Origin of the sequence: Planococcus sp. ISL-110, assembly GCF_018613575.1 — a bacterium.
Taxonomy (GTDB): domain Bacteria; phylum Bacillota; class Bacilli; order Bacillales_A; family Planococcaceae; genus Planococcus.
This window is the reverse complement of sequence record NZ_JAGGPX010000009.1, coordinates 1-15,777: the sequence shown is the minus strand read 5'-3', so window position 1 is coordinate 15,777 and position 15,777 is coordinate 1. Positions and strand designations below refer to the sequence as shown.

12 protein-coding genes are annotated in these 15,777 nt (G+C 46.2%); 8 read left to right on the top strand and 4 right to left on the bottom strand.

Features of this window, described 5'->3' with window-relative positions:
* Positions 1–10: 10 nt before the first annotated feature.
* Both J7I83_RS05220 and J7I83_RS05215 read left to right on the top strand, forming a co-directional pair.
* A complete protein-coding gene (locus J7I83_RS05220; protein WP_215099628.1) occupies positions 11–1,435 on the top strand; it encodes a DHA2 family efflux MFS transporter permease subunit in 1,425 nt (474 codons plus the stop codon).
* 296 nt (positions 1,436–1,731) lie between these two features.
* Entirely contained in the window at positions 1,732–2,943 is a 1,212-nt protein-coding gene (locus J7I83_RS05215; RefSeq protein ID WP_215099627.1) for a NupC/NupG family nucleoside CNT transporter, read from the top strand.
* 296 nt (positions 2,944–3,239) lie between these two features.
* Here J7I83_RS05215 and J7I83_RS05210 read toward each other — a convergent pair whose 3' ends face one another.
* Positions 3,240–4,172 (bottom strand): nuclease-related domain-containing protein, encoded by a 933-nt coding sequence (locus tag J7I83_RS05210; protein WP_251047478.1) that lies wholly within the window; start codon positions 4,170–4,172, stop codon positions 3,240–3,242.
* 320 nt (positions 4,173–4,492) lie between these two features.
* Between J7I83_RS05210 and J7I83_RS05205 the strand changes: the two genes are divergently transcribed.
* Positions 4,493–5,791, top strand: a complete 1,299-nt coding sequence (locus J7I83_RS05205; protein ID WP_215099626.1) for an NCS2 family permease — start codon at positions 4,493–4,495, stop codon at positions 5,789–5,791.
* A 219-nt stretch (positions 5,792–6,010) separates the two neighbouring features.
* A complete protein-coding gene (locus J7I83_RS05200; protein WP_215099625.1) occupies positions 6,011–6,196 on the top strand; it encodes a hypothetical protein in 186 nt (61 codons plus the stop codon).
* A 62-nt stretch (positions 6,197–6,258) separates the two neighbouring features.
* On the opposite strand, the gene J7I83_RS05195 is transcribed toward J7I83_RS05200, so the two are convergent.
* Together J7I83_RS05195 and J7I83_RS05190 are read right to left on the bottom strand one after the other, a co-directional pair.
* Positions 6,259–7,146: a MerR family transcriptional regulator gene (locus tag J7I83_RS05195; protein ID WP_215099624.1), complete on the bottom strand. Its 888-nt coding sequence runs from the start codon at positions 7,144–7,146 to the stop codon at positions 6,259–6,261.
* A 146-nt stretch (positions 7,147–7,292) separates the two neighbouring features.
* Complete coding sequence (locus J7I83_RS05190; RefSeq protein WP_215099623.1) at positions 7,293–8,492, bottom strand: MFS transporter; 1,200 nt, start codon at positions 8,490–8,492, stop codon at positions 7,293–7,295.
* 418 nt (positions 8,493–8,910) lie between these two features.
* On the opposite strand from J7I83_RS05190, the gene J7I83_RS05185 reads away from it, so the two are divergent.
* From J7I83_RS05185 to J7I83_RS05175, 3 genes are all read left to right on the top strand, one after another.
* Positions 8,911–10,413, top strand: coding sequence for a succinyl-CoA:acetate CoA-transferase ScpC (locus tag J7I83_RS05185; protein ID WP_215099622.1), 1,503 nt, complete (start codon positions 8,911–8,913; stop codon positions 10,411–10,413).
* Positions 10,414–10,510: 97 nt separating this feature from the next.
* Positions 10,511–11,155, top strand: a complete 645-nt coding sequence (locus J7I83_RS05180; RefSeq protein WP_215099621.1) for a LytTR family DNA-binding domain-containing protein — start codon at positions 10,511–10,513, stop codon at positions 11,153–11,155.
* Between the two features lie 790 nt (positions 11,156–11,945).
* Positions 11,946–13,460 carry a succinyl-CoA:acetate CoA-transferase ScpC gene (locus tag J7I83_RS05175; protein ID WP_215099620.1) on the top strand — a complete coding sequence of 505 codons (1,515 nt, stop codon included), beginning with the start codon at positions 11,946–11,948 and terminating at the stop codon, positions 13,458–13,460.
* A 465-nt stretch (positions 13,461–13,925) separates the two neighbouring features.
* On the opposite strand, the gene J7I83_RS05170 is transcribed toward J7I83_RS05175, so the two are convergent.
* The gene (locus J7I83_RS05170) at positions 13,926–14,396 is read right to left on the bottom strand and encodes a VOC family protein (protein ID WP_215099619.1); all 471 of its coding nucleotides are present in this window, start codon (positions 14,394–14,396) and stop codon (positions 13,926–13,928) included.
* Positions 14,397–14,552: 156 nt separating this feature from the next.
* Between J7I83_RS05170 and rlmN the strand changes: the two genes are divergently transcribed.
* Positions 14,553–15,626 (top strand): dual-specificity RNA methyltransferase RlmN, encoded by a 1,074-nt coding sequence (gene rlmN, locus J7I83_RS05165; protein ID WP_215099618.1) that lies wholly within the window; start codon positions 14,553–14,555, stop codon positions 15,624–15,626.
* The last annotated feature ends 151 nt before the right edge of the window (positions 15,627–15,777 follow it).

Genomic DNA, 15,777 nt, shown 5'->3' with positions numbered 1-15,777 from the left:
GGGACGGGAAATGGAGAGAATCGAACAGAAGAAAATAGAAGATACCAATATTGCGAAAGGTCCTTTCCTGTCAGTTTTGATGGCCGGTGTCTTTATAGCAATCCTCAACCAAACCCTGCTGGCAACAGCGTTGCCCCATATCATGGACGATCTGAGCATCACTGCCAACACAGCACAGTGGCTGACTACGGTCTTTATGCTGGTCAACGGGGTCATGATTCCGATTACGGCTTTTCTGATCGGCAAATTTTCTACGCGCAATTTGTTTTTTGTGGCGATGGGTTTATTTGCGGCCGGTACCGTTATTTGTGCATTGGCTCCCGGTTTTTCCGTTCTCATGGTCGGGCGGATTGTGCAGGCGGCCGGTGCAGGCATCATGATGCCCTTGACCCAGACGGTGCTGTTCATCATTTTTCCTGTGGAAAAACGCGGACAGGCGATGGGTTTATTCGGTTTGGTCATCTCCTTTGCCCCGGCAATCGGCCCGACGCTGTCAGGCTGGATCGTCGGACAATACCCTTGGCGTGCCCTGTTTTATATCGTCGTTCCGATTGCGCTGCTGGATCTCATCCTGGCGTATTTTTTTCTGAAAAATGTCACGAAGCAAACTTTTCCCGTTTTGGACATCTTATCGATTGTGCTGTCGACTTTAGGTTTCGGCGGCATTCTTTACGGCTTCTCGAGTGCCGGTTCGCTGGGTTGGGACAGTCCCGCTGTATCCGCCTCTATTTTGGTTGGTATCGTTTCGCTGTTGTTCTTCATACGCCGGCAATTTCGTCTGGACCAGCCGATTCTGGAATTCCGGGTCTTTTCCTATAGCATTTTCACCTTATCAACGGTGCTGAGTGTCATCGTTTTTATTTCCATGATCGGCAGCGCAACAATCCTGCCGATTTATATGCAGAATATGCATGGCTTTACAGCGCTTGAATCGGGTCTGATGCTGCTGCCGGGAGCGATCATTATGGGTTTGATGAATCCCATTGCCGGCAGGATTTTTGACAAGGTCGGCGGCAAGTGGCTGGCTGTTACCGGTTTATCGATTGTAACGGTCTCGACTTTCCAGTTTACGGTGCTGACGGCGACCACTTCATTCCTTTATTTGACCATCATGCATGCCATCCGCATGTTTGGTGTGGCTCTGGTCATGATGCCGGTGACGACGGCCGGGCTCAATCAATTGCCGGAACGGCTGATCCCGCATGGCACGGCAATGAGCAATACGATGCGGCAAGTATCGGGCTCGATCGGGACGGCGCTTTTGGTGACCATCATGACCAGCACTGCGCTCGATCCTGAACAGTATGGAGTACAGGGATTGATCCGCGGCGTTAATATTTCGTTTTTCGTGGTCGGTGTTTTGAGTATTATTGGCGTGGTTTTGGCTTTTTTCCTCAGGAAAGCCGATCCTGGAATAGAAGAGAGGGGAGAGTAGGCCGATAAAGCCCGGTATAACGGGAAATAGGACTTATGAATGCGTTGTCTTCTTGTCACACAATAGTCATTTACTTCTTTCAATAGATTTGGTAAGATGTCTGACGACAGTAGAGTTAAACAAATTATTTGCTTAATTTTCTGATAAAAAACTTCACTTAGTGAGGATTTTCTTTTTCCTCACTAAGTGTTAGTTGATCCAATCGGGCTTTTACGGTCAGTGGATCTCTCACTTGCAAAAGTGGGAGTCTTACTGACCGTTAAAGCCGGATAAAAAAATATCTATGAGGTGAAGTTGTGAATTTATTGTGGGGCATTTTTGGCGTATTCGTTGTTCTCGGAATCGCCTTCCTATTATCAAGCGGCAAGAAGTCCATAAAGCCACGGACAATTCTCGGTGGACTAGCCATCCAAATGACGTTTGCATTTATGGTGCTGGAATGGGAATTCGGGAGAAAACTCCTGTTGGGCCTTTCGAATAAAGTCCAGAATGTCATCGATTATGCTGGTGAAGGGGTCGCCTTTGTATTCGGCCCAGCGGCTGATGTAGAAGGATTTGGTTTTGTTTTCGCTTTCCAGGTATTGACGATCATTATTTTCTTCTCCTCTTTGATTTCAGTTCTTTATTACCTTGGCATCATGCAGATCATCATCAAACTTCTGGGAGGCGCATTATCGAAGCTTCTTGGAACAAGCAAAGCAGAATCGATTTCTGCTGCAGCGAATATTTTCGTCGGACAGACGGAAGCGCCACTTGTCATCCGTCCGTTTATCGCAGGCATGACCAAATCAGAGTTGTTCGCAGTGATGACCGGGGGACTGGCCTCTGTTGCCGGTTCAACCTTGGCGGGTTACGCGCTTCTCGGCGTACCGCTTGAATACTTGCTTGCTGCAAGCTTCATGGCTGCACCAGCCGGTTTGATCATGGCTAAAATAATGATTCCAGAAACAGAGGAAGTCGAAGAAAAAGAATTTGTAATGGAAAAAGACCAAACTTCGGTCAACGTGGTGGATGCAGCGGCGCGAGGTGCATCTGACGGTCTTCAATTGGCGTTAAATGTTGGTGCGATGTTGCTTGCGTTCATCGCGTTAATCGCCTTATTGAACGGCATGCTCGGCGGCATCAGCGGCTGGTTCGGTTTTGAAGGACTGACAATCCAAAGTATTTTGGGTGTCATCTTCGCACCGCTTGCCTGGGCGATCGGTGTGCCTTGGGCAGAAGCTGTCCAGGCCGGCAGTTTCATCGGACAAAAATTGGTGCTCAACGAATTTGTTGCGTACACAGCTTTTGCTCCTGAAATCGAAAACTTGTCACCAAAAACAGTAATGGTTATCAGTTTTGCCCTTTGTGGGTTCGCCAACTTGAGCTCACTCGCAATTTTGCTTGGTGGACTTGGTTCAATGGCGCCAAGCCGCCGTCCGGATATTGCCCGCCTCGGCATTCGTGCCGTTGCGGCAGGTATGCTCGCGTCATTATTGAGCGCAGCCATTGCCGGCATGTTCGTCTAAACATTATATTGGAGAGGGACCTGCAGCTGCTGCAGGTCCCTTTTTTGGTTTTAGTGCTTTTCGCTTGCGGAAAGCGGGCATTGTGGGTTTTTAGGGTTTGTATTTAGAGGGTTCAGGCGGTTTTTTTGCTGCGTTTTTGGTTTTGTGAGCGTTCAGGCGGATTTGCAAACGTTCAAGAAGATTTGCAGTCGTTCAGGCGGATTTGCAGTCGTTCAAAAAAATTTGCAATCGTTTAAATCGATTTGCAATCGTTCAGCTATTTTCCAAAAAAAACCCCGCAATTTGCGGGGCAATTCTCATTCTTTTCGATAATGATAAGTTCGGTTTTTCGCAGCGCCAGAGCTTTCCAAATCCAACTTGGCAAGTATGCGAGAAGCGACGGCTGGAGATGCCAATCCGCAAAACTCACGGAACTTTTGATTTGTAATCTCCGGTTCCACAAAAGTGAAATATTCCTGGATCGCCAAAAGATGAGCGGAGGAATCGCGCGTGCCGCATCTGCTGCAGATCCAGCTGCGCTTGTCCCGCTGCATCGATAGGGACTTGCATTGACGGCAAAAAATGCCAGGCCGCAAATCGTTTGGGTCAATGAAATAGTAGGTGCATAATGGAGACTGTTTATAAGGGGTTTGATTTGTCAAAATCATTTTTTTGATTTTAGACAGTTTAATCTGTTCGGCTTCATGGGGGAAAGCCTGCAGAATCTTTAAGAGGAACTCAATCATTTGATAAGTTTTACAGATAGAAGCGCCATGCGGTTTGGATGCGAATTCGCAATCTTTGGCAGTAAAGACGATTAGTCCGGTTACCGGAAGATTGATTTTTTTCATCTTGAAGAACTGTGTCAAAAAGCGGATATTTTTATTCAGCTGGACTCTGGGGTCTTCCATGACGGTTTTTTCCCCCACAGGATTAATGCGGAAAAATTCGCCCGTCTTTTCATCGAAATGGAGCTGGCCATTGATGTTTTTAGACTCGATGATGATAGCGCAGCGCTCGGTCAGCAGAAGGCCATCTATCTGAACCGGCCAGTTGGCGATTTTCAGGCTGACGTCCCATAGTATCTGGAATTCTTCGTCCAGATAGAATTCATTGAACTTTTTCTGCAGGCGGCTCTCGCCTCTCTTTCCGGCAGTTGTCCAGTGAAGCTCCCGCTCAAGAAACGATCGTTGCGGATGCTGTTCGCTGAGTCGCACCAGCAACAGTTCCAATGCTTCCGTTCGAGGCAATGGATCTAATTTTCTTCCTATATGAATCCCTCCTTCTATAAATTAACTGAATTATAGCATTACATTGCTCTCTAGAACTATCCTATTTTCATACATGGTTAAAAAAACCTGATTACCGGCCGTTCAAACGATTTTCCGGTCGCTCAGTCGGATTTGCAGTCGCTCAAAAAAATTTACAGTCGCTCGTGGAAAACTTGCTTTCTTATCAAGCAAATCCTCTTGACAGCGCCCTCTTTTTGAATTACACTCCTATCTTGGCTTACCTATTTCGATAGGCAGAGCGGGTAGGGAGAGGGCTAATTTAATAGAAGGTACTGACTATGTTTAATTGGATGGATCGATTTTTTGGTCTTCAGGAAAACGGCACAACGGTCAAACGAGAAATGACAGCGGGCTTGGTTGGCTTTTTTACGGTGGTGTACATTATCGCCGTCAATTCGCTGATCCTGTCGGAAGCAGGCATGCCGCTTGAAGCGGCGATTGTCGCGACAATTGCGGCGTCGGTCTTCGGCTGTTTGATCATGGGGTTTTGGGGCAATGCCCCGATCTTGCTGGTGCCCGGTATGGGAATCAACGCTTTGTTTTCCTACACGATGGTCCAATCGATGGGCTTGTCGTGGCAGGAAGCGCTGGCGGTCGTTTTTGTTTCCGGTGTGATCTTTGTGGCGGTGGCATTCACGCGTTTCGCGAAAATGCTTAGCGCGGCAGTGCCGCATTCATTGAAGGAAGCGATTACGGTCGGACTGGGTTTATTCCTTATGCTGATCGGGCTTGAAAAAGGCGGCATCGTTGAGCGTGGGACGAGTTCGATCCTGGCACTCGGCTCGCTTGCAGAAGCGCAGGTGCTGGCGACAGTGCTGACCTTCCTTGTTGCAATTGTGCTGTTCATCCGCAACGTGCCAGGGAATTTCCTCATCACGATTGTGGTGGGAACGGTCATCGCTTCGTTTTTCGGGTTGATTGATTTCGGCAGTATGAGCGAGTCGTCAATCAATGCGACAGAAGCATTTGCGGTATTCGGAGCGCTGTCCTTTGGCAACATCCTGTCCATGACGTTTTGGGTTGCGGTATTCTCGCTGACGATGGTACTGGTATTTGAAAACATCGGGCTTGTCCACGGACAAGTGGCATTCATCGAGCATCCGGAGAAATTCGGCCGTGCTTTTCAGGCAACTTCCGTGTCAGCCATGACATCCGGCGTTTTTGGAACCAGCCCAACAGTAGCTACGGTCGAAAGTGCAGCCGGCATGACAGCTGGAGGCCGGACAGGCTTGACGACCATTACGGCAGGATTGTTGTTTCTGGTTGCTTCGTTCTTTATTCCGGTCATCAAACTGATTCCGGACAGTGCCATTGCGCCGATCCTGATCATCATCGGTGGCTTGATGCTGCAGAACATCAAGAACCTTGATATGAAGGATATGACTGAAAGCTTTCCAGCGCTGATGATTGTGGCACTGATACCATTCACGTACAGCATTGCGGACGGTATCGCCATCGGATTCATTTTGTATCCGGTTCTGAAAATCGCAACCGGCAGATGGCGTGAAGTTTCACCGGCCCTGTATGTAATTGCCGGTTTATTCCTGGCGAATTTCGTTTTTCATTATTTAGGCTGAAGCCAATAAAGAGAAACTTCAATCAGTGGGGATTTTTCATCCCCCACTGGTTGTTAGTTGATCCAATCGGACTTTTACGGTCAGTGCTCCCGCTTGCAGCAGTGGGAGTCTTACTGACCGTTAAAGCGGGATAAACAGTGACGCGCTTGCCAAGGCAAGTGCGTTTTTTTCTATAGCAGTGTACAATGAGAGAAGAAGATCCAAAAGGAGCGGATAAAGATGAAATACACAAAATCCAAAATGGAGCAGCTGGTCAGCGATCATCCGGAATTGAAAAAACGGTATAAAGTGTTGATTAAAGAAATGGAACTTGAAAAAGGCTTTGCCTTAAAAGCACTCTATCATTCGGAAGTAACAGACAACGGACCTTATCAAAAAGATTATCAGGAGCTTGATTGGGAATAAGACTATAATAAAACGATACAAAAACTCCCTCAATCTAAGATTGAGGGAGTTTTTGTATACCGTTAAAAGTTCTGTTCATCCAGCCATTGCTGCCACATCTTCACATCGTTGCCCAAATACCAGCGGTTGCCTTCGGCTCGTTCACAATCGACACCCTGGCCTCCGAGGATGAAATGCATTTCCGGATTGGCCTTGGATAAAGCGTCAATATACTGATTGGCTATCGGCAGCATTTTGCGCGAAGCGATGGACATGCACATCAATTTAAAATTTTGTTTAGTGACCATTTCCTCCAAGCCGTCGAGTGGTGTATCCGGTCCGATATAAACCACGGAAAAACCATTCTCCCGCATGAATAAAGTGAACAGCAGCAAGCCCAGCTGATGCTGCTCACCACTTGGGCTCAGCGCCATGACCTTCGGCAGCTTTGGGGAAACCGGAAAAATGCGGAAAAACTGATTAAAGCGTTGTTGGACAATATGGGTGATCATGTGTTCATGGGCAACACTGATGATGCCGTCTTCCCAAGCTTCTCCGATACGCACCATTAGCGGCGCGACAATATGAAAAAAGACTGTCTGGTGATGGAATAAAGAAAAATGCAGATCCAACAAATAGTTGAAGCGCTCGGTATCCATCTCGGCCGCAGCCTGAAAAAGTTGATTTATTTGCTCATTGTATTCCATTGCTTCTTTTGGAGGATTTTCTTTAGTTGGAGCAAAGAACTGCTTGCGTGAAGCATGCAGTTTTTTTACGGCCTCACTGATTTTCATACCGTTATCCTGCACTTGTATTTTTAGCCATTTTAAATCTTCCAGATTTTGATCCGAATACAAGCGGTGTCCAGATTCTGTTCGGGCAGGGGTGATTGCATTGTAACGCGTTTCCCAGGAACGGATGGTCACTTTCGGCATATCTAAGACTTTGGCAGCTGCCTTAATATTATACATAGCATTACCTTCATTCTATAGATTTATGGTATTTGTTGTACAAATATTATACAACGTATAAACAAACCCGTAAAGCTGGAACCAATGGTCGATAAAAAGCACAAGAAAAACAGGCTATTCTGGAAGAACCTGTTAGTCGTTAGGCATTATACAGCTGCAAAAGCTTTTGCGGTTCGTGAACGCCGCCAAGCTACTGTGACAAACATGGTGATCATCAGCATGATCAGACCCAAAATGAATGGGTATACAATATTGATATCGTAAAGGACGCCTGCAAGCAAAGGGCCGATTACATTTCCAATGCTCATATAGGCATTGTTCATGCCCATTGCAAAGCCGACTTCACCGTCAGCCATTTTTGAAATCAAGGTGTTGAGGACAGGGCGCAAAATGGAAGTGGCCAGGAAAATCACCAGCGAAACGGCAAAGAACATGGCATAGCTTCCTGCAAACAAAGACATCAGGAAGCCGAATGCTGCTACACCGAGAAACGAAATCAGGATGGCAACTTCTCCGTAGCGGCGAACAATCCGGTCAACGATAAACAATTGGACGATGACACTGACGACTCCCGTTGCGGTAATCATAAAGGCAATATCTTTTGCGGTCGAGTCAAACTGATTGTCCAAATATAGACCCACCACTGATTCGTAAGCCAGCAAGCCAAAGCTCATAACGAGCGTGATGATCAATGGAATGAAATACGGCATTTTGGTGGAACGGCCAATCTTGGTGAACATGGATTCTTCATCCGTTAACTTGGCAGCCAATGCAGGATCGGCATCTGTGACATCGTGTTCTTTCAACCAGATGACGGAAAAAAGGACTGCTCCTAAAGATACCAGTGCTGATACGAGGAAAGGCAGTTTCAATCCATAATCAGCTAAAACGCCACCGATTCCAGGCCCGACGACAATTCCAAGAGACATAGCAGCTGAAACCAGGCTGGTTCCTTTTGCACGCTGGTCGAAGGTCGTAATGTCCGCAATATAGGCAAAGATTGCCGGAATCAGCATAGCTGCCCCCACTCCGCCGATGACGCGCGATAAATACAAAATCCAAATGGAGTCAGAAGCGTAAAAAACGAACATGGAGATGGTTAAGCCGAGTAACCCCAAAATGATCATTTTTCGGCGTCCGTATTGATCTGCCCATTTTCCGGCGATTGGCGAGAAAATGAATTGGGCAGCGGCGAAAATCGCAATCATCAAGCCTGCGGCCATGCCGCTTTGGTTAATCGATACCAAATAGGAAGGCAGAATCGGAATGACTATTCCGAAGCTTGCGATAGCGATGAACATATTGATCATCAGGATGGAAATCTTCTTTTTTTGGTCTGCAGACATGGCAGGTATCCTCTATTCTTCTATAATGTTTTATCCAAATTTATTTTCTTCAGCTTTTCTATATTATTTGAGCGGCTACCTGCTGTCAACGGAACTGTCTGGATATATTTTCCGAATTATGGTCTTGTGAAAATAAGGCTTTAAGCTGAGGATTTCGCTCCAGCCACTGACGCCAAAAGTCCAAGCGCTTTGGCGCTGCACGCACTGGGCTAAGGATTTTTACCATAAATGAAAAGCCTTTTTTGATTGCCAGAAAAAAGCTTTGGCCAAGGGAATATCTATTCCATATTGTTTCAGGGGTGTGAAAAGCAATTGATGAAATCCACCATTCCAGAGCCTGGTTTATATTTGAATGACAGCAAATAAGGTATAATAAATGTACAGGCAAACAAACTAAAGCCTCCGAAAGGTGATAAAGTTGAGCAATAAACTTCAGCGTATCAAAGCCATTGAATTACAGAATCGGGTCGTCTCTGCTGATGAGGCAGCGTCTTGGATCAGAGATGGCATGACACTTGGGTTAAGTGGATTTACACGTGCAGGAGATGCCAAAGCCGTACCGTATGCATTGGTTCGCCGTGCAGAAACAGAACAGTTTAAAGTGAATGTCTTTACTGGGGCTTCTTTAGGCTCAGACGTGGATAAATTAATGGCGGAAGCGGGCATCATCCATAAGCGTTTGCCGTTTCAGGCAGACCCGGCTATGCGAAAAAAAATAAACAACGGCGATATGCTTTACGTTGACCACCATTTGTCCCAAACTGCTGAATGGATCCGGGCAGGGGTCATTGAGCCAATCGATTTTGCTGTGATTGAGGCTTTGGAGATTACAGAAGATGGCATGATCATCCCAACGACTTCGGTCGGGAATTCCTCGGTTTTCGTCAAACATGCCAAAAATGTCATCGTCGAAATCAATCTTTCGCAGCCGGAACTATTTAAAGGGGTTCATGATATTTACGAGCCCGGAATGCAGGGGCAGCGCTCACCGATTCCGCTGACCCGTGTCGATGACCGCATTGGAACAATTGGGATACCAGTTGATTTTGAAAAGGTCCGAGGCATCGTCTTTACTGCACAACAAGATTCTCCTTCCACTATTCTGCAGTCGGATCAAGAAACCGAAGTGATGGCTCAGCATCTGCTTGACTTCTTGCGTTCGGAAGTAGAGTCAGGGCGCTTGACCAATCGCCTTGCTCCTTTGCAATCGGGAATCGGTTCGGTGGCGAATACAGTTCTTCATGGCTTGATCGATTCGGAGTTCGATAACTTGGAAATGTATTCGGAAGTTCTACAGGATGCCGCTTTTGATTTGATTGATGCAGGCAAGGTGAAATTCGCTTCCGCTTCGTCCATCACCTTGTCTCAGGAAAAAATGAAACAGGTATTTGGAAACTTTGGAGCCTATCGCGATAAAATCATTTTGAGGCCGCAGGAAATTACGAATCATCCGGGCCTGATTCGGCGCCTCGGTCTGATTTCCATCAATACCGCATTGGAATTCGACATTTATGGCAATGTGAATTCGACCCATGTGTCTGGCACCAAAATGATGAATGGAATTGGCGGCTCAGGCGATTTTGCCCGCAACGCCCGATTGTCAATATTTGTCACCAAATCGATTGCTAAAGGCGGCATCATATCGAGCGTTGTACCGTTCGCCACGCATGTGGATCATACCGAGCACGATGTCGATGTGGTGGTAACCGAACAGGGGTACGCGGATTTGCGCGGACTGGCTCCGCGTGAACGGGTTCCACTAATTATCGAGCGCTGTGTCCATCCGATGTACCGGGAGCAAATGCGCGCGTATTACGAGGAAGCGCTGCTGCTGGGTGGGCAGACGCCACACGTGCTGGAAAAAGCTTTTTCCTGGCATGCCAATTTGGCGAATAAGGGTACAATGCTGTTATCCGAATGAAATTCCAAAACCGGTCTTTTTAGAGGGCTGGTTTTTCTAATGGAAGAAAAGCTTTTCATGTATAATCAAAATATTGAGCTTGAACAGGAGGGTTATTATGGAGAGTTTTACACTGGGTTCACTATTGAATGTCATGGGGGAACTATTCTCTGATGAAATTTCGATTGCTGTGACAAACACAAAAGAATATATTTACTACCGTCCAAGCAAACGTGTGGATTTAAAGATAAAAGCCGGGGATCCGGTAAAACCGGGGACCATTGCCCACAAAGCATTGACAGCAAATCAGAAAACATCCGAATTCATCAATCGGGAGCTTTTTGGCGTACCGTACCATGGAATGGCGGTGCCGTTTGACCACGACGGCAAGCTGCAAGGCTGTGTCATGGCCATCTATCCTGCATTTACTGAAGGCAAGTCGGTAGTGACCGTGAAAAGTTCGGATGGCTGGAAACCGATTCCGTTCACAGAAGTTAAGTACTTGGAAGTGAAAGACCGCAAAACCCATGTTCATGCGGGAGGCTATTCGGGCACCAATAAAAACTCCCTTCAGGAATTCGAATTCCTATTGCCTCGTGAATCGTTTATCCGTTGCCATCGTTCATTCATCGTCAACGTCCATCATATAGAAGAAATTTATCCGGATACGCATTCCACATTTGTGCTGGCAATGAATAATGGGGAACAGATCCCCGTCAGCCAATCCTATTCCAGCTACTTCAGAAAACTCTTAGGGTTCTAGGAAAAGCGAAGGGGCCCGTGTAGATTCGACGGGCATAAGACGCACTGGCGAAGCGGCGTTCTGTGCCGCACAGCCGGAGTGGCTTATGACCCCGAGAATCTGGGCACCGGAGCCTGGACAAAAAGGAAAAGCGAAGGGGCCCGTGTAGATTCGACGGGCATAAGACAGACCGGCAGAGTGGCGTTTTTTGCCACGCCGCTGGGTTGGCTTATGACCCTAGCATCTGGGCACCGGAGCCTGGACAAAAAAGAAAAGCGAAGGGGCCCGTGTAGATTCGACGGGCATAAGACAGACCGGCAAAGTGGCGTTTTTTGCCACGCCGCTGGGTTGGCTTATGACCCTAGCATCTGGGCACCGGAGCCTGGACAAAAAGGAAAAGCGAAGGGGCCCATGTAGATTCGACGGGCATAAGACAGACCGGCAGAGTGGCGTTTTTTGCCACGCCGCTGGGTTGGCTTATGACCCTAGAATCTGGGCACCGGAGTCTAGACAAAAAAAGGAAAAGCGGCCATCCAACTCCGAAAAGCGCTGAAAACAGTACTTTTTCGTTATAAAAATGCTGCTTTAAACAGCCTTTTCTCTGCTTCGCAGGAATTAACTCTTTTCCACTCTGAAAATCTCAATTCCGAAACAGGATAAGTTAAAATTATCTAATAATTAAAAGATGATAGATGATGAATAGTTCTACCTTTTTTAAGTGAAACGCGATTTTTTATCGAGCGACCGTTCATGAAAACGCTTTATTAATAAAGAAGAACTACTAAACTAACTTCGGAAGAGAGTGATAAGAATGGAAAAAAAACTTGAACGCATTAAAGCAAAACAGTTGCAGGACCGGGTGACCACGCCAGAGGAAGCGGCTTCATGGATACAGGATGGCATGACACTTGGACTTAGTGGATTTACACGTGCTGGAGACGTGAAAGCGGTTCCTTTGGCATTAGTCAAGCGTGCGGAAAATGAAAGCTTTAAGGTCAATGTCTTCACAGGGGCTTCTTTAGGCTCAGACATCGATCGATTGTTCGCGGAAGCGGGAATCGTCAACAAGCGTTTGCCATTCCAGGCAGAACCGGCAATGCGCAAAAAAATCAATGACGGTGAAATGCTGTTCGTGGATCATCATCTGTCGCATACGGCAGAATGGATTCGTACAGGAGTCACAGAAACGATAGATTTTGCAATTTTAGAAGCTTTATCGATTACGGAAGACGGCATGATCATTCCGACAACTTCTGTCGGGAACAATGCTGTGTTTGCGAAGCACGCGAAGAACATCATTATAGAAATTAATATGGCGCAGCCTGAATTATTTGAAGGCTTGCATGACATCTATGATACTGGGAAACAAGGCGAGCGTTCACCGATTCCATTGACAGCTGTCGATCAGCGTATCGGCACTGTCGGAATTCCAATCGACATGGAAAAAGTCAGAGGCATTGTTTTCACCGAACAATTGGACTCACCTTCAAATATCGTACCACCGGACGAAGAAACAAAAATCATGGCAGACCATTTGCTTGAATTCTTGCGTTCTGAAATCCGCGAGGGCCGATTGACAGAGAAATTGGCACCTTTGCAATCAGGCATCGGTTCTGTTGCAAATGCTGTTTTGCATGGCATGGTCGATTCGGAATTCGAAGATTTACAGGTGTATTCGGAGGTCCTACAGGACTCTGTCTTTGATTTAATCGATGCAGGGAAAGTGAGCTTCGCCTCTTGCTGCTCTATTACATTATCTGAACCGAAAATGAAACAGGTCTTCGGCGAATTTGAAAATTACCGCAACAAGATTATTATGCGCCCACAGGAAATTTCCAATCATCCGGAAATTATCCGCCGACTCGGATTGATTTCGATCAATACGGCTTTGGAGTTCGATATGTATGGTAACGTCAACTCGACACATGTTTCAGGAACTAAAATGATGAACGGCATCGGCGGTTCAGGCGATTTCGCACGAAACGCACGCTTGGCGATTTTTGTAACAAAATCAATTGCCAAAAACGGAAATATTTCAAGTGTAGTGCCGTTTGTATCACATGTGGATCACACGGAACACGATGTTGATGTAGTCGTAACAGAGCAGGGCTATGCAGATCTTCGCGGATTGGCTCCGCGTGAACGCGTGGAAGTCATCCTGGCAAACTGTGTCCATCCATTGTACCGTGCGCAATTGCGTGAGTATTATGATGAAGCCTTGACGCGCGGCGGACAAACCCCGCATGTTCTAGAAAAAGCTTTCTCATGGCATGCAGATTTAGCTAAAAACGGCACGATGCTTCAGAAAAAAGAACAATTGATCTAAAGAAAAGCGGAAACGGCCGCACAGCTCCGACGGGCATAAGACAGACTAGCGAAGTGGCGTGTTTGCAGCCACACAGCTGGGTTGGCTTATGACCCGAAGAGCTGGGCGCTGAAGTCTGGACAATAAGAAAAGCGGAAACGGCCGCACAGCTCCGACGGGCATAAGACGATCTGGCGAAGCGGCGTTTTTTTAGCCGCATAGCTAGAGTAGCTTATGACCCTAGAATCTGGCAGCTAGAGTCTGGACGATAAGAAAAGCGGAAGCGCTATATAAATTTAAAAACCCAGGCCACCTGAAAAGGTGGCCTGGGTTTTTTCCGAGCTGTCAAGAAATCTCTAACAAACCCTGGTTTTCCAAAGCTTAATGAACACTCCATTCCTTGAAAGCAGCAGAAGGCGGCGACAGAAGCCGTGCCCGTGGAACGCGTCCGCTTGAAGTGAAATAAAAGCGGGAAGACTTTTTCAATTACTGATTTCCATAAATTTCAGAGGTGCTGCGTGTGTACAACTCAATAATATGGCCAAAAGGGTCCTCGGTGTAGACCAGGTAATGAGGTTTGCCTTTATTGATGTTCCAAATCTTGCTTCGCTGTTTGCCGCCGTGCTGTACAGCCTTTTCGATCGTATCGACCAGATCTTCAACAACCAGGCAAATATGCATGAATCCAGCATGGGGTGCATAATGTTCAGCATGATATGTAGGGTCCTGAAATTCAAAAAGTTCGATGCCGACACCGCTTAAAGACATCAAATGAACATTGCGCATTTTTTTCAGATCATCCCCTTGCAGGTTCAATGTCATCGCTTCCGGATTTTCATCCGCTGCATCAAAGTCGAATGGACCAGCCAGAATGTAGAAGCCTAATACTTTTCTATACCACTCAATTGCTTTTTCCAAGTCAGGAACTGCCAGTCCTACATGTGTAATTGCGCTCATAACACCAACTCCTTTCTATCATTCTGTACCCTTAGGGATAAGAAAATAAGCAAGTGTTCAAGTCAGATTTTTCTGTCTAAACAAAAATAGTTGTTGTCAAGCGATATTTTTAGTATTATAATAAGCAATTGTGAAATTTGAAATGAGGGTTCTAAAATGAAAAATTCCATCTATGGATTAACGATAGATCAGTTAAAAGAATGGTTTTTAGAAAACGGCCAGAAAAAGTACCGTGCTGAACAGGTATGGGACTGGTTGTATATTAAACGCGTCACGGAATTCGCAGAAATGAACAATCTTTCGAAAGACTGCATCCAGTTGCTTGAAGACAACTTTGCAATCCAGACATTGAAAGAAACGGTTAAACAGGAATCAGCGGACGGAACGATCAAGTTCCTTTTCGAAATGCAGGATGGCAACTTGATTGAAACCGTACTGATGCGCTTTAAATATGGAAATTCCGTCTGTGTAACGACGCAGGTCGGCTGTAACATCGGCTGCAGTTTCTGTGCAAGCGGACTCTTGAAAAAGAGCCGTGATTTAAACGCGGGCGAAATTGTTGAACAGATCATGCAAGTACAAGCGCATTTTGACACACAGCAAAAAGAAGAGCGTGTCAGCCATATCGTTGTAATGGGTATCGGTGAACCATTCGATAACTACGCGAACTTGATGGGCTTCCTGAACATCGTCAACTCGCAAAAAGGATTGGCTATCGGAGCTCGCCATATTACAGTATCGACTAGTGGTATCGTACCGAAAATCTATGACTACGCAGACGAGGGCTTGCAGGTGAATCTGGCAATTTCGATTCATGCACCAACCAATGAATTGCGTACACGCATCATGAAAATCAACAAAGCTTATCCCATCGAAAAACTGATGGCGTCCATCGATTATTATTTGGAGAAATCGAACCGCCGCATCACTTTTGAGTATATATTGTTGCGCGATGTTAACGACCATGTCGAAGAAGCGAACCAATTGGCGAAACTGCTGGAAGACAAGCGCCATTTATCATACGTCAACCTGATTCCGTACAACTCGGTTGATGAGCATGATCAGTATCAGCAGAGCACCCCAGAAGCAATCACTGCTTTCTACGATGCTTTGAAAAAGAAAGGCATCAACTGCGGAGTACGCCATGAGCAGGGCGCCGACATCGATGCAGCTTGCGGACAATTGCGAAGCAAGCAAATCAAAAAAGAGAAAAAAGTGGCAACAGTTTAATGATTTAGAAAACGTTCCTGAAATTTCAGGGACGTTTTTTTATTTTCAATTGGTTAACAAGAGGCATTGTTTAAAAGGGGAAAGCATTTTACTTGGGTATTTCTCTTTATTATTTGTAATTTACAGATAATGAATCAATTTCATAACTCTG